We start from the raw sequence: 21,317 nt of genomic DNA on the forward strand, positions 1-21,317 counted from the left end.
GGTGAAAGAGACCCCCGACCAGCGGAAACGCCGGAACCGGGGGTCTTTTTCGTTGTCCCGGTGTGTCCGGCCCAGGACGGGACCTGCGGGGCGGGGACACGGCCGTCGAACCAGGTGGGCACCGCGGCGTGCGGGCCACCCCGGGCACCGCGGAACAGCCGGCCTTCGGTGGTGGTGTCGTGCTCGTCGCGGCGGCGCGGGGCCGGCCACGCCTGCCCCGTCGCTCGCCCACTACACCCCCGGCCCGTTCGCCGCGCCGTGTCCGGCCACCCGGCCCCTCAGCGCGGAGTGGGGGCTCTCTCCCATGGAGGAGCAACGGCATCTGATGCGACCGCTGGGGCCGGGGCGTCGAAGTGGATCGCGAGTGCGACGGCGTCGTCGTGGGCGGGGTCGGAGAGCGTCGCCATCACGGCATCGACGATGTCATCGGGTGTCCCAGGAGATACCTGCTCGATGGTGGCGAGCAGTGCGTCGGTGGCGGTGTCGACATCGAGGCCGGGGCCGTCGACCAGGCCGTCGGTGTGCAGCAGCAGTGTGGAGCCGGGCTCGACGACACGTTCGTGGTCCGCGCGCTCCTGGCCGATGGTGAAGTCGAACCCGAACAGGGCGTCGTGGTCGGTGAGCAGTTCGGTGCTGCCGTCGGGGTGGATCAGGATCGGCGGCGGGTGGCCGGCGTTGGTCCAGCGCAGGAGCCACCGGCCGTCGGCGGTGCGGTGGGTGTAGGCGAGCACGGCGGTGCCTGCGGCGCCGAGGCGGAGTTCGTGGTTCGCGGTCTCGAAGGCCGAGAGCACGGTCGAGGGCGGTCGGCCGGAGTGGTCCCACGCTGCTTGGCGCAGCATGGACCGGGTCTGTCCCATCAGCGTGACGGCGGGGAGGTCGTGGCCGACGATGTCGCCCACCGAGATCCCGACCATCGGGACGTCCGGGCGCCCGGGGTGGGTCATCACCGTGGCGTCGTACCAGTCCCCGCCGACGTTGAGTCGGGCGTCGGCCGGGATGTAGCGGGCGGCCATGGTGAGTCCGTCGATGTCGGGGAGCACCGTCAGCATGGCGTTCTGCATCTCGTGGGCCACGGAGGTGCGGTGGTGCAGGTCCCGGGCACGTTCGAGTGCCTGCCCGGCGTAACCGGCGATGGTGGCGATCGTGAGCAGGTCCGCGGTCTCCACCGCATCGGGCCGGTCCCAGCCGAGCAGGATCGCACCGGCGGGAGCACCGCGGCCCGGGACCGGGGCAGCGACGACGGTGTGCACGCCACGGCGTCGCATCGCCTCGGCCGCCTCGGCCGGGTGTGCTGCGGCGAGGTCGTCCTGGTTCCCGTAGTGCACGACGCGCTGTTCCCGGATCGCGATCGCCGCTGGGGTGCGCACGCGGAGCGTCGTGGTCAGTCGCTGGTCCACAGTCGGATCGATGTCGACGGCACCATCGAGATCCCCGGCTTCTGCCGGTGAACGGGCATCGGCAGGCAGGCTGTGCAGACGACCTGTCCTGTCGCGCAGGACGGTCTCGACGTAGGAGGGGGCCAGCTCGCCCCCGAGCAGTTCGTCGATGCGCGCTCGGACGCCGGGCACGGTGCTCGTGTCGGTGAAGGACTGCGAGGCTCGCAACAGCATCTGGCCACGCAGGTGCGCGCGCCGTTGGACGGAATCGGCCTCGGCGCGGAGGATGGTCTCGGTGCTGGTGTCGTACCGGGCCAGGCGGAGGCGCAGCTCGGTCGAGCACGATCGGGCGATCTCGCCGAGGGCGATGGTCTCCTCCGCCGTCCACCGGCGGGGCTCGTTGTCGATGGCGCAGAGCGATCCGAGGACACGGCCGTGCTCGTCGGTCAGCGGCATCCCGGCGTAGGCGATGACGCCGAGGTCCGGGATCGCCAGGTTGTCCCTGAACCGAGGGTCCATCCGGGCGTCAGCGATGACCAGGGACTGCCCTGAGGTGACCACGTACTGGCAGAACGAGTGCGTCAACGGGGTCGACCGGGCGATGGCGGCAGGCCCGGTCAACCCCGCCATCCCGGGGAACACCTGCCGGTCGGGTTGCACCAGAGTCACCAGAGCGATCGGGGTCGCCAGCGCGCGACGGACCCAGGCGGCGAAGCGTTCCATCTCCGGATCCGACTCCGACCCGAGCCCCGAGCGCCGTAGAGCCGTCAGCCGCTCCGGGCTGTAGAGGGCAGCGCACTCGGGAGCCGGCTCCATCGTGCCGCTCGTGATGTCCTCGGGCATCCTGCTCCTGGGCGTCCGGCTCACACCAGTCGTCGGGTGGTCTGCGAATGATGACGCAGGGTCGTGGGTACTGCTTACCGATGGTCGGATCGGACGTCCAGTTCGTGACACTCGACCGAGGGGGCAGGATGACCCGGTCGTTGTCCCACCCGTACCTCGATCACTCGTGCCTGCCGTTGTTGCGCCGGTGGATCCGTGAGCACCTCCCTGCGGTCGACGACCTGGTGTTCCGCGCCGAGGTGGTCTGCACGGAGCTGGTGGCCAACGCGGTCGATCACGTCGGTGGTGGCGGCGACGTCCGGATCCGCCCCACGCCGGGTGGATGGCTGATCGAGGTCGACGACACCGACCCCGAGGGTGTGCTCACCCCAGGACGATCCCGCCTCGGCAGCAATCGCGGTAGGGGGCTGACGCTCATCAGCGCCTTCGCCTCGTGGGGCGTGCGACGGACCCGCGACGGCAAGACAGTGTGGGCTGTCATCGACATCGCGGAGTGACCCCTCGGCCGGGAAGGTCCGCGCCGCGGCGCCGGCCGCACGGGCTCGCGCGCACCGCTCTCACAGCGTGCGCCGGTGCCACCGGTGACGAGATCCGCCGAACGGTGCTAGCCAAGGTCGGGCACGGCGGTCACGCTCGTCCGACTGCCCTGGAACCCGGAGACGACCCGTTCGCGACTGTGCGAGTGCGCCGTTCCGCAGGAGTGGCGGTGGCATGCCGGCTTCGAGAGCCGCGCGAGCGCGCGATTCTCGATCGGCGTGGCTGTTCCACCGTTCGGCATGTATGCGGGTGGCGCTACGACTCGACGGTCGGCGCGCTCCTCCCGGTCCGGCGACGTCCACCGGCCCGTCGTGGAAGCGCTGGATGCTACCGAAATCCTCGGACACAGGGTCGGACCGGAGTGGTCGTCCACTCCGTTCACCGACTCACGCAGACCCGGATCGGACACGTGAGTCAGGTGTCGGCTCCGGCCCCGGGACACTCCGATCGAGCAAGGAGCGCAACCCTCCATGTCAGGTATCGCCGTCAAGGCCTCGTCGGACCGGCCCGTCACATCCGCATTCGACCCCGACGGATCGACGCATCCCCGGTTGTGGTTCATCTACGTGGCCGGTCGGCTCGATGCGGGCCTGGCAGTTCGGGTCCTGCGCCTGCTCGACGCCCAGCTGGAACTCATCCAGGCCGGTCTCGCCGACAAGACGCACGTGGTCATCGATCTGGCTGCGACCACGACCATCGACGCGGGCGGCGTCGCGACGCTGCGACATGCACCGTTCGAGGCCGCACGACTCGGGGTCACCGTCTGGCTCTCCGGTGTGACCGGACGGACCGATCGGCTGCCGACGCGGAGCCGGAGCATGCTCGACCGGATCCGGATGTTCCCCGACGAGGAGGCCGCCGTCCTGGCCTACACCACGGGGACGACCACCGCCGACGTGGCGGGCCGGCGGGCCGGTCGCGGCGTGGCGACGTGACGACCGGGGTGGACGAAGGGCCGGTGGGCGCCGAGGGCGCGCCGCGGTCGACGGCGTCCCGGCCCGCGCCCCCGGTTGCCCCTCCCGTCATCCCGCCCGACGGGACGGGCGAGGGCCACGGCTGCACGACCGTGCTGGTCATCGACGGACACGACCTGGTCGGCACGGCACTGTGCCTGGCACTGCGGCGGGCTGGGAACGAGGCACACCAGATCGTGCTCGGTCCGCACGACGTCATGCTGGCGGCCGCCGGCGCGTATCCGCCAGGAGTCGTGCTGATGGAGCCGGCGATCGGCTCGGCGACGAGCGGGTGGGACGTCCGCGTTCCGGATCTGGTCGCCGCGCTGACCCGGACGGGGTGTCGGGTGGTGGCTCTGGCGGGACGCCACGACGGCCCGATGCTGGGGGCGATGATCATGGCAGGTGCACTCGGTGCGGTTCCGAAGTCGGCGCCGCTGGAGACCTTGCTCACTGTCGTGGCCGCGGTCGCCGGCCACCAGTTGGTGATGAGTGGTGGCGACCGGGCTCGGTGGCTGGACGACTACGCCCGGTACTGCTGGCGGGTGGAGGTGCGGTCGGGCCACGTGCGGAGGTTGTCTCCACGCGAACTGCAGGTTCTCCGGCTGCTGGCCACCGGCCATCGGGCTGCGGTGATCTCCCGGGTCCTGTCGATCTCGCTGTCGACGGTCCGCACGCAGATCAGTTCTCTCCTGGCCAAACTCGAGGTCGCCTCCCAGCTCGAGGCGGTCGCCTTCTTCCATGACGCGATCGCCGACGCGGGCTCGATCGCACCGGATCGGAGACCGTCGGAGCCGTGACGTCGTCCTGACGTCGGCATGTTCGTGTCCGGCGGCGACCGGACGACGGGTCGGACGGCCCGTCAGCGACAGCGGTCGGCCGGACACGCGTCGGCCCCCGCGACGGCGCCGACCTGAGGGGCGCAGCAGCCCTCACCCCGCCACGCGTTCCCGCCCTCGCGCACGGCCACGGCCGCGAGCACCAGCGCTGCCACGGGATCGGCCCACCACCGGCCGAGGGTGGCGGTGAGGACGAGCCCGACGAGCACGGCGGCCGACAGGTAGGTGCACAACAGCGCCTGCCGGGAGTCGGCCACGGCTCCGGCCGAGCCGAGCACCGTCTCGGCGCTGCGCAGGAGGTCGAGCAGCTCCGGGCGCACGAGGCGGTGGTAGGACTGGCGTCCCTCGGCCCGGGAGTCGATCAGACAGCAGTCCCGCAGGCAGGCCAGGTGCTCCGACACCGTCGACTGGGCGAGACCCAGCCGGCGGGTCAGGTCGACCACGCGGGCCTCGCCCCGGCCGAGCCGCAGCATGATGGCCAGCCGTGCCGGGTCGACCAGCGACCGGAACAGCGCCACCGCCGGGCCGACGTCAGGGCAATTCATCGCCATGAGGCGATGCCAGTTCAGAGAACACGATGAGGGAACACCGCGAGCCCGTCGCGGCGGACGGGCCCGGTGTCCGGTCGTCGTCCGTCACCGGCGGTGTGCCGCCACCGCCCGGGCGCCCGCGTGGTCCCCGGCGGCCTCGAGCCCGCCCACCACGCCGTCGACGTCGGCGGCCGGCCGGTTCTGGCTCAGCTTGAGCTTCGCCTCGATCCTCTCGATCCGCAGCTCGACGCCCACGATCGCGCGCAGCTGCCCCCGCACGAACGCCTCCGGGGCGTCGTCGACGCTCCAGGGCGCGGGCCGGCCGGCCTCGTGCAGGTCGGTCAGGCGCCGCACGACGGCGTCGAGCCAGTCGACGTCGTCGTGGACGACCACGGTGCCGCGGACGTGGGCGGTCACGTAGTTCCAGGTGGGCACGACCCGGCCGTGCTCGGCCGTCGACGCGTACCAGGACGGGCTGACGTAGGAGTCCGGCCCGCGGACGATGACGAGCCCCTGTCTGCCGTCGACGCGGGTCCAGTGGTCGTTGTTCCGGGCGAGGTGACCGAGCAGGGCGCCGCCGGTCGGGGTCGTGGACGAACGGCAGCAGCGTCGCGTCGAGTCCCTCCGGGCCGGCCGTGACCAGGTCCGCGGCACCGGGGCGGGCGAGGAGCTGCCGGACGTCCTCGTCGGTGTGGGCGAAGTGGGCGGGGACGTACACGGCGGGTCCTCTCCTCCGGGCGTGGTCGGCCCCCCAGGGTGCCCGGCGCCGCGGCGTTCCCGGAGGGCCGTTCCCGGGCCGTTCTCAGGGGCCACTCGTCGTGGCCGGCCGGTCCGGGCCGTGCGGGACGCCGACCTCGCGCAGCAGCAGCTCCTGGCTCGCGCCCAGAGGTCGCGGGGTGCTCGACCGCATCGATCGTGTGACGGGTGAACGGGTGGTCGAGGAACGCCGCGGTGAGCAGTTCCGCGGCGGGGGGGGGGGGCGTCGCAGGTCGGGCGATCCGGGCGGTGCGTGTCATCGGCGTCGACAGCAGACGGCGGCACGCCGCTGCTCGAGCGGGTTCCAACCCACTCTTCCGGGGTGGATTCGTCCGTCGGAGAGTGCGATCCGGTGTCGCGATACCCCGCATGTCACTACGACAGGGTGACGCGGCGACACGGCCGTGCGGATGGTGCATCACGGAGCGTGTTCCGAGAAAAGGGTACGCGTCCGTTCGGGTCCACTGTGGTGACGATCCGTCGCGGACGGCGTCCGGAAGCGACGCCCACGCCGATTCCCGGCTGCCGGAAGAGAGCAATAACCTCGCGGTCAGTAATGCCCATCGTCCGATAGTGGTAGAAAGTTCGTTGGATCGGGGACGGACCGGATAGCGTTCTGTGCATCGGCGGGGCTCCCGAACCCACGCCGAACACGCCGGTCCGACATCGGACCCCGTACACAACGGAGAAATAACTGTGCTGAAGAAGGCTGGAATCCTGACCGCCGGCGTCACCGCTGGTCTGCTCGCCATCTCCCCGCTCGCCTTCGCGGGTGACGGCGGCTGGGACAAGGGCCACGGGCACGGCCACGGCGGCGACCGCATCAACGCCGACCAGATCAACAACCTGGAGAACGACCGCAACAGCGTCCAGTCCGGTCTGGTCAACGTCGGCGACGTCAACGCCCTCAACAACGCCAACGTGCTCAGCTGCTCGCTGAACAGCGCCGACGTCGCCGCCAGCGTCCTCGGCATCCTGGGTGGCCAGGCCACCAACGGTGAGGACGCCCCGTCCTTCAGCGACTGCTCGCAGGGCGACAGCCAGACCAACATCCAGGACTGAGTGCACCTGCACCACCGGGCACGATGACGGGACCGTCTTCCCGTCATCCGTGACTCTGCACTTCCGGAGATCCCCCGCTCTTCCGACCGGAGCGGGGGATCTCCGCATTTCCGGGGACAGCCGGAAAAGGTGGATGGTGGGCCCCGAATTCAGGGGTGGTGCGGCAACACCACGTGCGAGGGATGCTCGGAATCGTGCAGGAGCTCGTAGGAGATCCGTTCCCCGTCGACCGCGGTCGCCGTCCGCTCTCCCGTTCCCGGGTTGCGGGCGAAGCGCGGGAACGCCGCGCCGGCGACCTGCACCCGGAGCCGGTGCCCGGCCCGCACGCGGTACCCGGTCGGGCTCAGCGTCATCCGGACGACCGTCGTGCCGTCCGGGGCGGTCGCCTCGCGGTCGGGCACCAGCCGGTGCATCGCGTCGGTGATGTTCATCGAGGTCCCGTCGGGGCCGACATCGCACAGGCGTACGAACACGTCGCCGATCCCCGTCCCGGTACGCACGTAGACCACGGCCGACACCGGACCGAGCAGGTCCAGGTCGGACTCCAGCGGCGGGCCGGTCCAGACGCGCACGTCGTCGCGGGCCTCCACGGCGCGGTTGTCCAGCTGCTTGGACGGCGGCTGGAGCATCGGGCCCCCGACCGTCGGTGTCGGGTCGGCGGGGTCGTAGACGAACCGTGACGGCGGGGGTGTCCCGGCCGGCCGGTCCGGGCCCAGCTCGCCGTCGGCGTCGAGGTACCACTCGGTCGGGCGGGCCTCCGGCGGCGGCCAGCACGGCAGGTCGGTCCAGCGGTCGGCGTGCTGCACGTACACCCGGACCGGCGCGCGCTCGTCGTGCTCGCCGTCGTGCAGGTGCACGCCCAGCCAGTGGACCATCTCGTGGGCGATGGTCGACAGCGAGCCGCGGTCGCCGTGGGTCCACGGGCCGATCGTGATCCGCGCCGTCGCCCCGCCGCGCTGCAGCGCGGTGAAGTCCACCAGCTGACGGTCCAGGAACAGGTCCCACCAGCCGGTCACCATGCAGACCGGCGGCATCGCGGCGGCGTCGAAACCGTCGTGCTCGGCGGGCGCCCAGAACTCGCGCGGCTGCTCGGCGTGCTCGACGAAGTCCCGCCAGAACACCACCGGCGCCCCGGTCAGCGCGACGTCCGCGGCCTGCAGCGGCTGGGAGGTCACCGCGCGGCGCTTGCGACGGCTGAACACCGGCGTCGCGAGGAAGCCGGTGACCGCGCCGATGCGCTCCTGGCGGCCGATCTGGTTCACCCAGGTCGCGAGGTTGAGCAGGCCGGGCGCGCCGCCCGGGTAGAAGGTACTGGTGAACTCCGACGCGGTGATGTCGGCGTTCATCGAGCACAGACCCGGGTCGGCGTAGGGGGCGACCGCCCACTGGGTGTGCCCGACGTAGCTGGGGCCGACCATCGAGATGCGGCCGTCGCACCAGGTCTGCCCGCGCACCCAGGCGAGCGTGTCCAGACCGTCGGAGCTCTCGTGCAGGAACGGGCGGAACTGCCCGCCCGAGCCGAAGGTGCCGCGGGTGGACTGCACCAGCACCTGGAAGCCGCGGCGCGCCAGCAGCGAACCGATGATCGACCCGAGGCCGTCGCGGCCGTAGGGGGTGCGCATCAGCACCGTCGGACGCGGCCGGAGCGGGCCGGGGGCCCGGTAGAGGTCGGCGAGCAGGACGACACCGTCGGAGAGCGGGACCCGCAGGTCACGCTCGCGCACGTACGGCTCGTCGGCACCGAAGCCCAGCCTGCGGTCGACCAGTCGCTCCGTGAGCCCGGCCATGACACCTCCCCCTCGCCCGCCCCCTGCGGACAGGTCCGATCGTAGGAGAACCCGGTTGCCCCGACCGGGCGTGGCCGGTGACGGTGTCGCCGTGACCGTCCCTCCCGTACTCACCGACGGGGTCGTGACCCTGCGCGCGCACACCGGATCCGACGTCCCCGGGATGCTCGAGGTGTACCGCGATCCCGTCGTGCACCGCTGGACCTCGCTCGATCCGACCTCCGGCGAGGGCCGGGCCCGGGAGTGGATCGACCTCGCCCGTCGCCGGTGGGCCACCGGCCGTCACCACGTGTGGGCGGTGGAGGCCGCGTGCGACCGCCGCCCGCGCTACGCGGGCTCGATCGACCTGCGCCGCGACCCGCTGCCGTCGGTCGGCTACCTGCTCGCGCCGTGGGCGCGCGGACGGGGGCTCGCGAGCCGTGCGCTGCGGCTGGCCGCCGACTGTGGCTTCGACGTCGCCGGGTTCGCCGCCCTGCACTGGGACTGCCGTGCCGGGCACGTCGCGTCCTGGCGCGTGGCACACGCCTGCGGGTTCCGCTTCGAGGGTGTCCGCACCCGGGCGCTGCGGGCCGGCGACGACCTCGTCGACGCCTGGACCGCCGTGCTGCTGCCCGGCACACCCGTCGCCGACCGGCCCCCGGCGACGACGTGGTGGCCGCACCCGGTGCTCGACGGCGAGAGCGTCCGGCTCCGCCCGCCCGCCGGGGCCGACCTCGCCCGGCACGTCGAGGCGGGCAACGACCCCCTCGCCCGCTGGTGGAGCGCCACCCTCCCGGTGCCCTACACCGACGACGACGCACGTCGCTGGCTGCGCGACCACCCGCTGAAACGCTCCCTGGGCTCCGGTGTCGGCTGGGTGATCGCCGACCCGGACGACGACCGCTACCTCGGCACCGTCTCGGTGTTCGGCACCGACCGGGCCTACACCCCGACCGGTGGCGAGGTCGGCTACCGCGCCCACCCCGACGCCCGCGGCCGCGGCGTGGTGTCCGCCGCGGTCCGACGGGTCGTGCGGCACGCGTTCACCCCGGTCGCCGACGGCGGGATGGGCCGGCACCGGCTGCAGCTCGGCGCCGCGGCGGACAACACCGCCAGCCGCCGCGTCGCCGAGCGCGCCGGGTTCCGGCTGTGGGGCCGCCCGCGGGCCGACGGTGTGCACGGCACGGAGAACGAGATCGTCGACGACGGGGTCTGGTACGACCTGCTCGCCACCGACCCGATCCCGGCGCCCACCGGAACTGTCGGGGGTGCCCCGTAGCCTGCCCGCCGTGCGGATCATGCGGATGTCCTGTTGCGGTACCGAGTGGGTGGGACCGGACCGGGCGCACTGCTGCCGCCGGTTCGGCGGCTGCGGAGCCGTCTTCGACGACGCGCAGCTGTGGGACACCCACCGCCCCCGTGGCGTGTGCGTGACCGACCCGCGCGAGCTCGGCCTCGTCGCCACGCGCAACGGGATCTGGCAGCGGGCGCTGGACGCGGCGGGCTGACCCGAGGCGGCGGGCACTCGACGCGGCGGGCCGCTCGACACGGCGGGCCGAGGGGGACCGGGGTCAGGGCGGCCCGCGGGTGATGCCGCGGAACACCGCCTCGTCCCGCCCGGGGTTGCGGACCCGGACCAGGTTCAGCCCGGTGAACCACAGCACCGACCCGGTACCGAAGGTCCGGCTCCCGCCCGCGGCGCAGCAGAGCTCGATCCGGCCGGCGTCGACCACGACGACGGCGCCCCGCCACTCGTCCTCGACGTGCGGGTGGACCTCGCCGGGGGCGAGCACGACGGTGCGGGTCCGCACCCGCGACGGCGCGTCGTCGCGCATGGGCCACCCCCCGGGTCCGGTACGGGCACGGTGCCCACACCAGCTCCGACCGCCCGGCCGCGCCGAAGTCATCGGCGCACGGGCGGGAGGGGGCTCAGGCCGCGGCGGCCGGGGCCGTCGCGGACAGCACCGTCTCGTAGCCGATCCGGGCCGCGGCGGCGACCCGCCCGGGGTCGGTGGACAGGCCGTGGACGCCGGCGGGGGAGTGCGGACTCAGCGTCAGCAGGTGCGCCCCGGCCCGGTCCGGGTGCGCGGCGTCGGCGAGCAGGGGCAGGCACTCGCCGTGCCGGGCGGCGTCCTGCGCCATCCGGCCCAGGCCCGGCGCGAGCCGGTCCAGTGAGCGGGCCCACAGCGGGGTGCGGGCGTCCGGCGGGATGCCGGTGAGGTCGTCGGCGGTGCGCGTGAGCAGGGCCAGGACGTGCGTGGCGCCGTCGCGCAGGGCCCGTGCGACCGGGAGCGGGTCGCCGACCGAGCCGTCGATGAAGTCCTCGGCGTCCTCGCCCGTGCCGACCCGTACCGGGGGGCCCGCCAGCAGCGGGATCGCGGCCGTCGCCCGCATCGCGGCCCTCCACGTGGCCCCGTCGGGCAGCGCGGTCAGCACCCGCGGGCGCAGGTCGACCGCACCGGTGACCACGACGTTCAGCGGGACCGGCGGGTCCACCAGCCGCGACCAGTCGGTGGGGAGGGAGTCGACCAGGATCCGGTCGAACAGGTGGTCCAACGACACCATCGGGCGACGGGTGCCGAACCGGCGCGGGTCGATGAACTCGCGGCACGCCATGTCCCGTTCGAACACCCGGGACACCTCGGCTCCGTGCCCCATGACCAGCGCCGTCCCGACGAACGCCCCGGCCGAGCTGCCCCACACCTCGTCGACGCCGGCGGCGAGCCCGAGGTCGGACAGCGCGTGCACCATCCCGGCCGCGTAGGAGCCGCGCATCCCGCCCCCGCCGACGACCAGCGCGATCCGTGCCCCGTCGGCGTGCCGGCCGGGGCGGCGCCCGGTGTCGCGGCGGCGCTCGAGCAGGCGCAGGACCTCGGTGTCGCCGTGCGCGGCGGAGGTGAGGAGGGCGGGAGGCACGCCCCCCATCATGGAGGTCCGCGGCCCCGCGGCCCCGCGGCGGCGGCGCCCCGGTGTCCGGGGACCGCTCACGAGCCACCGACCGCGGACCGTCCACCGCCCGCGGACCGTCCACCGCCCGGCGCCTCCCGGCTCGGGTGCCTCGTCGCGCAACTAGTACGTTCGCGCGACCAGCGCCGACGCCCTCGCGGAGGCCCGCTGGAGGGGGGAAGGACACCGTGACGCAACGACGCCGTCCGCGGTTGCAGGCGCTCGAGGCGACGTCGCTGCCCGCGGCACACGCCAGGGCCCGCGACGCCCGTCGCCGCCATCCGGTGGTCGGGGACCACGCCGCCGCCGTCGTCGCGGACGACCTCGACCTGGGCTCGGCGCCCGGGCGGGCCGACACGCTCTCCACGCTGCTGCGGGTCGCGGTCCTCGACGAGTGGGTGCGCGGATTCGCACGACGGCACCCGGGCGGGACCGTCGTCGAGCTGGGACCGGGGCTGGGTGACCGCGCGGGACGGCTCGGCGACGACGGCCCGGCGCACTGGGTCGACGTCGAGTTGCCCGGGGTGGCCGAGCTGCGCCGCGAGCTGCTGGCGGGCCCGGCGCACCTGGTGGCCGGGTCCGCGCTCGACGAGGACTGGCTGGAGCTGGCCCGCGACCTGCCCGGCCCGCACCTGGTCGTCTCCGACCGGGTGCTGACGCTGCTGCCCGAGCAGGGCGTGCAGCGGATCGTGTTCACCGCCGCGCGGATGCTCCCGGGCGCCGAGCTCGTCACCGACCTGCTGTCCCGGGGCGCGGCCGGGCGGCTCGCCGCGGGCCCGCTGCGCGAGCTGGAGGTCGACTGGACCTGCGAGGACCCGCGCGAGCTGGAGCCGTGGGGGCTGCGCCTGGCCGCCTCCTGCGACGCCGCGACCCCACCCGCCGAGATCGCGGCCCGGCTGCCGCGGGCGTCGCGGGCACTGGCCGCGGCGCTGCGGGCGACCGCGCTGCGCGGCGAGCGCCTGGCCCGCTACGAGATCGTGCCGGTCTGAGCCGCTCGGGTCCGCGTCGCTCCGGCCCGGCCGCGCCGTGGCCCGCCCGGGCTCCCCGTTCGGACCGGCCACGACGCGTGGGCGGGCACCGGCCCCCGCCGGTGTCCGCGTGCCCCGCAGGGCACTTCCGGTAGTACGAGCGGGCGTCCGCCGGGTGACGCGCCGGGCCGCAGGATCGTCAGAACTGTGGACGCGGCCCGCGGGTAGGGTCGTGATCGTGACCTCCCCGACCTTCGGCACGCTCGAGGCGGACCCGGCGGAGGTCGGCCTCGACCCCGCCCGGCTGGCCCGGATCGACAGCCACTTCCGCCGCTACGTCGACGACGGCCGCCTCGCCGGCGCGACGATCGCCGTCGCCCGGCACGACCGGCTCGCGCACCTGACCCACCTCGGCGTCCGCGACCTCGACTCCGCCGCTCCGGTGACCGACGACACGCTCTGGCGCATCTACTCGATGACCAAGCCGATCACCTCGGTCGCGGTCCTGATGCTCGCCGAGCGAGGCGCCCTGGAGCTCACCGACCCGGTGTCGCGCTACATCCCGGCGTTCGCCGAGCAGCGCGTCTACCGCGGCGGCTCGGCGCTCAATCCGGGGACCGACGCGGCCGTCGAGCCGATGCGGGTGCACCATCTGCTGACCCACACCGCGGGCCTGACCTACGGCTTCCACCACGCCCACCCCGTCGACGAGATGTACCGCTCCAAGGGCTTCGAGTTCGGCGCCCCGTCCGGGATGGACCTCGCGGCCGCGAGCGAGCACTTCGCGTCGTTTCCGCTGCTGTTCCAGCCGGGCCGCGAGTGGAACTACTCGGTGGCCACCGACGTGCTCGGCCGTATCGTCGAGGTCGCGTCCGGACGCCGGCTCGACGAGTTCCTCCGCGAGGAGATCACCGGCCCGCTCGGGATGACCGACACCGCGTTCTGGGTGCCGGAGGGGTCCGCGCAGGCCGGCAGGCTCGCGACGCTCTACAACGCCCGCCCCGGCGGCGGTCTGGTCGAGAACAAGGTGCTCGCCCGGTCCGCGACCCGCGAGCCCACCTTCCTCTCCGGCGGCGGCGGACTGCTGTCCACCACCGGCGACTACCTGCGGTTCGCCCGGATGCTCGCCCGCGGCGGCGAGCTCGACGGCGCTCGCATCCTCGGCCCGCGCACCCTGGCCCGGGCCACCCGCAACCACCTGCCCGGCGGCGCCGACCTCGACACCGTCGGGCGGCCCATCTTCTCCGAGTCGGCGTTCGCCGGTGTCGGTTTCGGGCTCGGCTTCTCCGTCGTCGTCGACGGGGCGGCGACGAAGGGCTTCGCCAACGAGGGCACCTTCGCCTGGGGCGGGCTGGCCTCCACCGCGTTCTGGGTGGACCCCGTCGACGACCTGGTGGTCGTCTTCATGACCCAGCTCGTCCCCTCCAGCACCTATCCGATCCGATCCCAGCTCCAGACGCTGGTCCAGCAGGCGGTGACCGACCGATGACCCCACCGAGCCCCGTGCTCACCTTCACCATCCGCACGCTCGTCGTCGCCGCCTCGTTGTGGGTGGCGACGGTGCTGGTCGGCGGCATCCGGCTGGACAGCGCCGGCACCTCCACCTCGATCCTCACGTTGATCGGCGTGGCCCTGGTGTTCGGCCTGGTCAACGCCGTGGTCAAGCCGATCGTGGCGACGCTGGGCTGCCCGCTCTACATCCTCACGCTGGGTCTGTTCGCGCTCGTGGTGAACGCGCTCATGTTCCTGCTGACGGGCTGGCTGTCGTCGGTGCTGAACCTGCCGTTCACCGTCGACGGGTTCTGGGCGGCGTTCTGGGGCGCGATCGTCGTCGGGATCGTGTCGTTCTTCCTGCACCTGGTGATCCCGGACCGGCTCGACAACCGCTGAGGCGACCGGCCGGGCTCAGACCGGCCAGGTCTCCCGGCGGTACGCGCCGTCCCAGAACATCCACTCGTAGCGCGAGGTCGTCGTGAAGTGCTCGCGCATGCGGGCGAACTCCCCCGTCGACGCGGCGGCGCCGACCCGGTCGGTCGCGTCCAGCACGGCCTCGACGACGGCGTGGTACTCCTCGCCCGCGTACATGTCGATCCAGCGCTGGTAGACCGGGTCGGGGGATCCGGCGCCGACCAGGTGCTCGCCGACCCGGCCGTAGATCCAGTAGCAGGGCAGCACCGCGGCGACGCCCTCGGCGTAGGACCCGCCGTAGGCGGCCGCCAGCAGGTAGCTGACGTAGGCGCGGGTGGCCGGGGCGACCGGCAGCTCGCGGGCCTGCTCCGAGGTGAGGCCGAGCGCGCCCAGCAGGTCGGCGTGCAGCTCCCGCTCGGCGGCGATCGCGCCGGCGGTGTGCTCGGCGAACATGAGGGTGTCGTCGTCGGTCGGAGCCTTCGCCGCGCACACGGCGAGCGCCGTGGCGTAGCCGCGCAGGTAGTGCGCGTCCTGGACGATGTAGTGCCGGAACGTCTCGTGCGGAAGCGAGCCGTCGGTCAGCCCGGTGACGAACGGGTGGGCGAGGATCGCCCCGTACAGGGTGTCGACGTCGGACCAGAGCAGGTCCCGGGTGCGGTCGGCCATGCGGCCACGGTATCCACCGGGGCCCGGCCGGTCGTGTGATCGACCCCGCAACGCCGGCGTGACCGGCGGGGAACACCCCGGTGACACGGTGCCTGAGATCCTGCGCACGTCGCCCGGTACTGCGGCGTGGGGGTGTCACCATGGAACGCAGGCGAGCCGCTCAGTGTGGAGGACGCGCCACGTCCAGTCCCCCTGACGTGGAGGTGAGGGTATGAGCGACCCGCAACCCATGGATCACCACGAGAAGATGCGGATCCGCGCGGCCGCGTTCCGTGCGACCCGGATCTACCCCGGGCCGGTCGGCGAGCTGATCTCGCGCGAGCTGCTCGGCTGGGAGGACTTCGGGTACCGCCTCGGCGGGAACCGCATGGTCCTGGACCTGGTCGACCACGTCATGAAGGCGGTGCCGCCGGACCGGGCGGCGCGCTCCGACGCGGCCTGACCCCGCTCAGCGCAGGGTCGCCACGGCGACCTCGGCGGCCGCACCGCTCGGCGGGGTGCCGTCGGCGAGCCCGGCCAGTGCGGCGGACAGGACCAGCATCGCGGCGATCGTGGTGATGCTTCCGACCCGGCCGAGGACGTCCAGGGTGCGTGCGACGGCCGACGGCCCGCCGGTGCGTACGGCGCCGGTCCGGACCCCGCGGGGAGCGGTGCCGGTAGCCGGGGTCTCGGTGGTGTGTCCTCGCGCCCCGGCGGTGGAGTGCTGCGCCGCCGCACCCGGCCGCGACGCCGACGACCCCGGCGACGCCGGTCGCGGTGCGGGGATGCCCGGCGTCAGCGGCGAGGTCGACCGCGGACGCTCCCGGCGGGGCGCCGGCAGGTCGACGTGGTCCTCGCGACGGCGGTGCCGCCCCTCGACCCGGTCCGCACGACCGGTCCCACCGGCCCGCGGTGCGGGGACCGACGGGGAGAGGGGGACGGCGCCCAGGGGGCGGCGCGGGCTGGGGATGTGGACGGCGGGCGCGGACATGACGATCACCACGATCTCGGGGGAGTCGAAACGGGGTTCTTCGGGATCCGGTGCGCGCCGCCGGCTCCTGCTTCCACCCGTCTGTCGTGTCGTACGACCAGCCTGTTATCCGGTCATCCCCTACGCCAACCGTCGGAGTGACTACTCCACCCATCGGACGTACCTGCCCACCCGTGCAGGCCCCTCTTCCTCACGAGGAGTGACTGTTCGTCACTCCTTCGCCACGTCCGGGGACAGGGTCGGCAGCTGCTCGCGGAGGTCCCGCTTGAGCACCTTCCCCGCCGCCGAGACCGGGATCGCCCCGACCAGGTGCACCTCCCGCAGCCGCTGGTAGGGCAGCAGGCGCTCGTTCAGGCCGTCGACGGCGGCGCGGACCGCGGCCCCGTCGGCGCCGGTCGCGGTGGTCAGGAACGCGACCGGGTGCTCGCCGTCGACCCCCACCGGGCGCCCGACGACGGCCGCACCGGTCACGCCCGGCAGCGCCAGCAGCCGCTCCTCCAGGTCGCGCGGGTACACGTTGTAGCCCTTGTGGAGCAGCATGTCCTTGAGCCGGTCCACGATGCGCAGGTAGCCGTCGCCGTCGAGGACGCCGACATCGCCGGTGTGCAGCCACCCGTCGCCGTCGAAGGCGGCCGCGGTCTCGGCCGGGCGCCGGTGGTAGCCGCCGGTGACCTGCGGCCCGCGGATCCACACCTCGCCCTCGGCGCCGGCGTCGAGCTCCTCGCCGTCCGGTCCGGAGATGCGGATCTCGGTGCCCGCGATCGGCAACCCGACGGTGCCCGGGCGCCGGTCCGCGGACCGGGCGGCGGGGCCGAGGGTGGCGGCCATCGTGACCTCGGTCAGGCCGTAGCCCTCGGAGATGACCAGGTCCTCGCCGAACCAGTCGCGCAGCGCCCGGATGATCTCGACCGGCAGCGGTGCCGCGCCCGAGGTCAGCGACCGCACCGAGGACAGGTCCCCGGCGGCCTCGCGGTGGGCGAGCAGCGCCGCGTACACCGGTGGCGCGCCGGACAGCGAGGTCACGGCGAACCGGGTGGCGTCGGCCAGATAGGCGCGCGGGTCGAAGCGGGCGTGCACGATCGTCGTCGTCCCGGTGAGCAGCGGGACGTTGAGCCCGCCGATCGTGCCCATGGCGTGGAACCAGGGGGCGATCCCGATCGCCCGCCCGGTGCCGATCGGGGTCGGGAACTCCGTCGCCGGACCGGGATCGGCCAGGACGACGCCGGGCCCGTGCGCGGTGGCGGTCACGTCCGGCCGGGCGCCGGTGCCCCAGCAGGCGGCCTGCAGCGCGTTGGTGAGCACGTGCCGGTGGGTGACCCGCACGCCCTTGGACCGGCCGGTGGTGCCGCCGGTGTAGGCCAGGTGGGCGAGGTCGCGGTCCGGGTCCACCTCCAGGTCGGTGCCCGGCGGGGTGGCCGGCCTGCCGTCGAGGTGCGCCCGGAGCCCGGTCACCTCCGGGGGCAGCTGCTCCGGGTCGCCGTGGGCGCCGGTGACGAGCACGCGCTTCAGCGACGTCGCCGGCCGCGCGGCGAGCACCGCGGGCAGCGCCGCCTCCCAGCTGACGACGACGGCCGCCCCCGCGTCCGCGAGCTGCGCGCCCAGGTCGTCCGGGGCGAGCAGCGGGTTCGCCGGGGTGACGGTCGCCCCGGCCAGCAGCGTCCCCCAGTAACCGATCGCGTACTGCGGGCAGTTCGGCAGGTGCAGTGCGACGACGTCGCCGCGGCCGACCCCGTCGGCGTGCAGCGCGTGCGCGAACGCCGAGGCGCGGGCCAGCAGCCCGTGGAAGGTGACCTCGTGCCCGGCCTGGTGCAGGACCGTCGCGTCGCCGAACCGGTCGGCCGCGCCGCGGAGCGTCGCGGAGGCGGGCAGGGCGGGCACGTCCAGGTCCGGGGCGGGCGAACGGGCGATCATGCGGTCACCCCCGCCCCGCTGCCGGTCCGGGACGACGGGACGAGCCCGTGGACGACCATGCGACCTCCATCGGTCTGCCGGTGACGTGCGGCACGACCGACCCTAGGCACGGCGGGTGGCACACGTCTCGGCCCGCACGGGCCCGGTCCGGTCCGGAGGGGACAGACCGGCGTGCCCCGGTCCTCAGTCGCGGGGGGTGAGCAGACCCCGGGAGTGCGCGAGGGCGACCGCCTCGGCACGGCCGGAGGCGCCGAGCTTCGCCATCGCCCGGGACAGGTGCACGCTCACGGTCTTCTCGGAGATGAACAGCCGCTCGCCGACGGCCCGGTTGGTCAGCCCGTGCGCGACCAGCTCCAGCACCGCGTGCTCGCGCGGGGTGAGCGGGGAACCACCGGCGCCCGACGGCGGTGCGGGCCGGGGACCGCCGTCGCCGGCCCGCAGCCGCAGCGCGGCGACGGCCTCGGCGAGCGGGCGCGCCCCGAGCCGGTCGGCCCCGGTGGCGGCGACGGCCAGGTCCTCGGCGGCGGCGCGGCGGTCGGCCTCGCCGTCGGTGCCGGGGCCACCGCGGTGCGCCCGTCCGAGCAGGGCCTCGGCCCGCCGCCACCGGGCCTCCGCGGCGCGGTAGCCGTCGCCGTACCCGGCGAAGGTCTCCACGACGGCGTCCCAGACCTGTGGTGCCGCCTCGCCGTGGGCCCGGGCGGCCTCGGCCCGGGCCCGGGCCAGCCACGCCCGGCCCTCCGGCCCGACCGCGGTCCCGCGGGGCAGGCCGCGCTCGGCGGTGAGCGCGGCCTCGTCGGCGAGGCCGGCCGCCGCCCCGGCGTGCGCCTCGGCCCCCGCCGGGTCGCCCGCGGTACGGGCGGCCTCTGCGAGGTCGGCACGGGCCGCTGCGCCCAGTGCGCACAGCGCCAGCTCGCCGAGGTGGTGCGGGTACTCCGCCCGCAGCACCCCGAGCGCGGTGGCGACGCGGTCCACGGCCAGGGCCGCGTCGCCCCGCCAGCGCGCCGACTCGGCCCCGACGACGCCCTGCAGCAGCGCGGCCTGGTCGTGCACCGGTGGCTCGGTGGCCAGCACGGAGAGCAGCTCCTCGGCGCCGTCGAGGTCGCCGCGGGCCACGCCGACCAGCGCCCCCGCCACCGCCAGCTGCCCGGTGACGCGCAGCGGGAGCGTGGGGTCGACATCCGCGGCGGTCCGGACGGCGGCGTCCCACTCCCCGCGCTGGACGTCGACGCGGACCTGCGCGATCCGGAACTCCAGGCCGTACCCGCCCCAGGGCAGGCCGTACGCGGCGGCCCGGCGGGCCCCCTCGGCGAGCTCGTCCGCGGCGGCGTCGAGCAGGCCGTCCTCGATGAACGACACCCCGCGGTTCCACACCGTCCGCAGCTCGACGACCCGGTTCCCGGACGCGGCGGCCAGCGAGGACGCCCCGGCGAGCCGGTCCCGGGCCGCCTGCGGGTCCCCCTCCATCCGGGCGCAGAAGGCCAGGGTGATGAGGGCGTCCGCGCAGACCGCGCTGAGGTCGCGGTACGCGGCCGACCCCTCCGCGGGCGGTGCGGTGTCGTGGACGGCACGGGCCACCGCCAGCGACGCGCGGGCGTGCGACCAGGCGGGCTCGGCGTGGTCGGCGTTGAGGTGCGCCCGCGCGAGCACGGCGTGCGCCCAGGCCGGCTCCGTGCCGGGCGGGCCCCCGGCCAGCAGCTCGACGGCCTCGGTGGCCGCGGCCACCGCCGCGTCCACCCGGGCTCCGCTGTCGAGCAGCCGCATCGCGTAGTGCCGGCGCGTTTCGGCCCTGGCGTGTGGATCCTCGCCGAGGTCGGCGACACGGACCGCGCGGGCCCCGAGGGCGATGCCCCGTTCCGGGTCGCCCGAGGCGCTCGCCGCCCAGGCCGCCTCCCGGGTCAGCGCGCTCTCGGAGACCCCGGTGAGCCGCTCGGGGTCCTCGACGGCGGACCACAGCTCCAGTGCCCGCTCGGCGTGGGCCAGCATCTCGGCCGGTCCGTGCCGCCGGTGGGCCTCCTCGGCGGCACGCACCGACGCCGCGAGCGCCCGCGGCAGGTCGTGCGCGGCCAGCGCGTGCCGGGCGAGCGCGGCGGCCACCCCGGGGTCGTCTTCCCGGCCGGCGAGCAGCGCGGTGAGCCGGGCGTGCAGCCGGACCCGTTCGGCCGGGAGCAGGTCGTCGTGGACGGCCTCGCGGAGCAGGGCGTGCCGGAAGGCGTAGGACTCCGCGCCCGGCGCCGGGTCCGGGACGAGCAGGTGGTGCGAGACCGCCTCCCGCAGCCCCGCCTCCAGCTCGGCCGCGGACAGCTCGGACGCGTCGCGCAGCAGGTCGTGGGGGATGCTCCGCTCGGCCAGCGACGCCACCCGCAGCACCTCGCGCGCCGGTCCGCCGAGCCGGTCCAGCCGGGTGAGCAGCACGTCGGCCAGGCCGCCCGGCAGGCCGTCGGACCCCGCCGCGACCAGCTCCTCGGCGTAGAAGGCGTTGCCCTCGCTGCGGGCGGCGATCCGGCGCAGGGTGGCCTCGTCGACACCCCCGGTGGCCGCCCGGGCCCGGACCAGGGCCAGCACGGCGTCGGGTGTGAGCGGGCCCAGCTCGACCCGCCGGACGGCGGGCAACCGGACGAGCTCGGCCAGCGACGAGCGCAGCGGGTGCCTGCGGTGCAGGTCGTCGGAGCGGTAGGTGCCCAGCACCAGCAGCCGTTGCGAGCCCAGCCGGGCGAGCAGGAACGCGAGCAGCTCCCGGGTGGAGCGGTCCGCCCAGTGCAGGTCCTCCAGCACGACCAGCAGCGGCGCCGCCGCGGCCGCGTCGCGCACGGCACCGGCCACCGCGTCGAACACCTGTAGGCGCCCGGAGTCCCCGTCACCCGTCGCGGGACGGGGCGCCTCCGCCGCGCCGGGCAGCAGCCCGTGCAGCACCGGCCGTACCGCGGTGCCCGCCCGGGCCAGCGCGTCGAGCACCTCGGAGAAGGGAAGGTAGGGGAGTGCGGCGCCGCCCGCGTCGAGACACCGCCCGACGACGACCTGCGCGCCCGCCCCCGCGGCGGCCCGGCCGAGTGCGGTGGCGAGCCGGGACTTGCCGATCCCCGCCTCCCCGGCGAGCAGCACGGCGCGGGCCCGCCCTGCCCGGGCGGCGTCGAGGTCGCGGAGCAGACCGGCGAGCTCGTCCGCGCGGCCCACCAGTTCGTCCGGGTCCGGGCCGGGCGCGCCGTCCCCGTGGGTGGCTCCCGCGGTCATGGAGCGCATCGTGGCACGGGCCACCGACACTCCCGGGGGCGCGACGGCGGCACCCGCC

The 21,317-nt window shown here is 74.8% G+C and carries 19 protein-coding genes and 1 pseudogene; 10 read left to right on the forward strand and 10 right to left on the reverse strand.

The window, feature by feature from the left end; all coding sequences use genetic code 11:
• Positions 1-278 precede the first annotated feature (278 nt).
• Complete coding sequence (locus DMP15_RS05990) at positions 279-2,219, reverse strand: GAF domain-containing SpoIIE family protein phosphatase (RefSeq protein WP_073576517.1); 1,941 nt, start codon at positions 2,217-2,219, stop codon at positions 279-281.
• Between the two features lie 224 nt (positions 2,220-2,443).
• Between DMP15_RS05990 and DMP15_RS05995 the strand changes: the two genes are divergently transcribed.
• The 3 genes from DMP15_RS05995 (at position 2,444) to DMP15_RS06005 (ending at position 4,509) form a co-directional block, all read left to right on the forward strand.
• On the forward strand, positions 2,444-2,716 hold the full coding sequence (locus tag DMP15_RS05995; RefSeq protein WP_139282882.1) for an ATP-binding protein: 273 nt from the start codon (positions 2,444-2,446) through the stop codon (positions 2,714-2,716).
• Between the two features lie 510 nt (positions 2,717-3,226).
• Positions 3,227-3,691 carry an STAS domain-containing protein gene (locus DMP15_RS06000; RefSeq protein WP_073576516.1) on the forward strand — a complete coding sequence of 155 codons (465 nt, stop codon included), beginning with the start codon at positions 3,227-3,229 and terminating at the stop codon, positions 3,689-3,691.
• A 215-nt stretch (positions 3,692-3,906) separates the two neighbouring features.
• The gene (locus DMP15_RS06005; RefSeq protein ID WP_217266912.1) at positions 3,907-4,509 is read left to right on the forward strand and encodes a LuxR C-terminal-related transcriptional regulator; all 603 of its coding nucleotides are present in this window, start codon (positions 3,907-3,909) and stop codon (positions 4,507-4,509) included.
• A gap of 62 nt (positions 4,510-4,571) precedes the next feature.
• Here the strand turns inward: DMP15_RS06005 and DMP15_RS06010 are convergent, their stop codons facing one another.
• Both DMP15_RS06010 and DMP15_RS06015 read right to left on the reverse strand, forming a co-directional pair.
• The gene (locus DMP15_RS06010; RefSeq protein WP_337825527.1) at positions 4,572-5,093 is read right to left on the reverse strand and encodes an ArsR/SmtB family transcription factor; all 522 of its coding nucleotides are present in this window, start codon (positions 5,091-5,093) and stop codon (positions 4,572-4,574) included.
• A gap of 90 nt (positions 5,094-5,183) precedes the next feature.
• Positions 5,184-5,796, reverse strand: a pseudogene (locus tag DMP15_RS06015) (FMN-binding negative transcriptional regulator).
• 734 nt (positions 5,797-6,530) lie between these two features.
• On the opposite strand from DMP15_RS06015, the gene DMP15_RS06025 reads away from it, so the two are divergent.
• The gene (locus DMP15_RS06025; protein ID WP_073576513.1) at positions 6,531-6,896 is read left to right on the forward strand and encodes a hypothetical protein; all 366 of its coding nucleotides are present in this window, start codon (positions 6,531-6,533) and stop codon (positions 6,894-6,896) included.
• Between the two features lie 149 nt (positions 6,897-7,045).
• On the opposite strand, the gene DMP15_RS06030 is transcribed toward DMP15_RS06025, so the two are convergent.
• Positions 7,046-8,683 (reverse strand): CocE/NonD family hydrolase, encoded by a 1,638-nt coding sequence (locus DMP15_RS06030; protein ID WP_337825529.1) that lies wholly within the window; start codon positions 8,681-8,683, stop codon positions 7,046-7,048.
• Between the two features lie 91 nt (positions 8,684-8,774).
• On the opposite strand from DMP15_RS06030, the gene DMP15_RS06035 reads away from it, so the two are divergent.
• Complete coding sequence (locus tag DMP15_RS06035; protein WP_337825530.1) at positions 8,775-9,941, forward strand: GNAT family N-acetyltransferase; 1,167 nt, start codon at positions 8,775-8,777, stop codon at positions 9,939-9,941.
• A gap of 19 nt (positions 9,942-9,960) precedes the next feature.
• Complete coding sequence (locus tag DMP15_RS06040; RefSeq protein WP_202417011.1) at positions 9,961-10,170, forward strand: FDXHR family putative zinc-binding protein; 210 nt, start codon at positions 9,961-9,963, stop codon at positions 10,168-10,170.
• A 63-nt stretch (positions 10,171-10,233) separates the two neighbouring features.
• Here the strand turns inward: DMP15_RS06040 and DMP15_RS06045 are convergent, their stop codons facing one another.
• On the reverse strand, positions 10,234-10,497 hold the full coding sequence (locus DMP15_RS06045; RefSeq protein ID WP_161151855.1) for a hypothetical protein: 264 nt from the start codon (positions 10,495-10,497) through the stop codon (positions 10,234-10,236).
• Positions 10,498-10,591: 94 nt separating this feature from the next.
• Positions 10,592-11,587 carry a patatin-like phospholipase family protein gene (locus DMP15_RS06050; protein ID WP_100878752.1) on the reverse strand — a complete coding sequence of 332 codons (996 nt, stop codon included), beginning with the start codon at positions 11,585-11,587 and terminating at the stop codon, positions 10,592-10,594.
• 209 nt (positions 11,588-11,796) lie between these two features.
• Here DMP15_RS06050 and DMP15_RS06055 point away from each other — a divergent pair, with 209 nt between their 5' ends.
• The 3 genes from DMP15_RS06055 (at position 11,797) to DMP15_RS06065 (ending at position 14,466) form a co-directional block, all read left to right on the forward strand.
• Positions 11,797-12,597, forward strand: coding sequence for a class I SAM-dependent methyltransferase (locus DMP15_RS06055; protein ID WP_157818348.1), 801 nt, complete (start codon positions 11,797-11,799; stop codon positions 12,595-12,597).
• Positions 12,598-12,814: 217 nt separating this feature from the next.
• Positions 12,815-14,065: a serine hydrolase domain-containing protein gene (locus DMP15_RS06060; protein WP_100880685.1), complete on the forward strand. Its 1,251-nt coding sequence runs from the start codon at positions 12,815-12,817 to the stop codon at positions 14,063-14,065.
• Positions 14,062-14,466, forward strand: a complete 405-nt coding sequence (locus tag DMP15_RS06065; protein ID WP_073576508.1) for a phage holin family protein — start codon at positions 14,062-14,064, stop codon at positions 14,464-14,466. Before DMP15_RS06060 ends, DMP15_RS06065 begins: the two co-directional genes overlap by 4 nt.
• Positions 14,467-14,481: 15 nt before the next feature.
• Here DMP15_RS06065 and tenA read toward each other — a convergent pair whose 3' ends face one another.
• Complete coding sequence (gene tenA, locus DMP15_RS06070) at positions 14,482-15,150, reverse strand: thiaminase II (RefSeq protein WP_100878750.1); 669 nt, start codon at positions 15,148-15,150, stop codon at positions 14,482-14,484.
• A gap of 211 nt (positions 15,151-15,361) precedes the next feature.
• Between tenA and DMP15_RS06075 the strand changes: the two genes are divergently transcribed.
• Complete coding sequence (locus DMP15_RS06075; RefSeq protein ID WP_224401401.1) at positions 15,362-15,592, forward strand: hypothetical protein; 231 nt, start codon at positions 15,362-15,364, stop codon at positions 15,590-15,592.
• Positions 15,593-15,598: 6 nt separating this feature from the next.
• Here the strand turns inward: DMP15_RS06075 and DMP15_RS06080 are convergent, their stop codons facing one another.
• From DMP15_RS06080 to DMP15_RS06090, 3 genes are all read right to left on the reverse strand, one after another.
• Entirely contained in the window at positions 15,599-16,120 is a 522-nt protein-coding gene (locus DMP15_RS06080; protein WP_157818347.1) for a hypothetical protein, read from the reverse strand.
• A gap of 210 nt (positions 16,121-16,330) precedes the next feature.
• Complete coding sequence (locus DMP15_RS06085; RefSeq protein ID WP_073576505.1) at positions 16,331-18,031, reverse strand: class I adenylate-forming enzyme family protein; 1,701 nt, start codon at positions 18,029-18,031, stop codon at positions 16,331-16,333.
• Positions 18,032-18,214: 183 nt separating this feature from the next.
• Positions 18,215-21,259: a helix-turn-helix transcriptional regulator gene (locus tag DMP15_RS06090; RefSeq protein WP_337825531.1), complete on the reverse strand. Its 3,045-nt coding sequence runs from the start codon at positions 21,257-21,259 to the stop codon at positions 18,215-18,217.
• Positions 21,260-21,317 lie beyond the last annotated feature (58 nt).

The sequence above is a fragment of the Pseudonocardia sp. UM4_GMWB1 genome, from assembly GCF_017312155.1.
GTDB lineage: Bacteria > Actinomycetota > Actinomycetes > Mycobacteriales > Pseudonocardiaceae > Pseudonocardia > Pseudonocardia alni.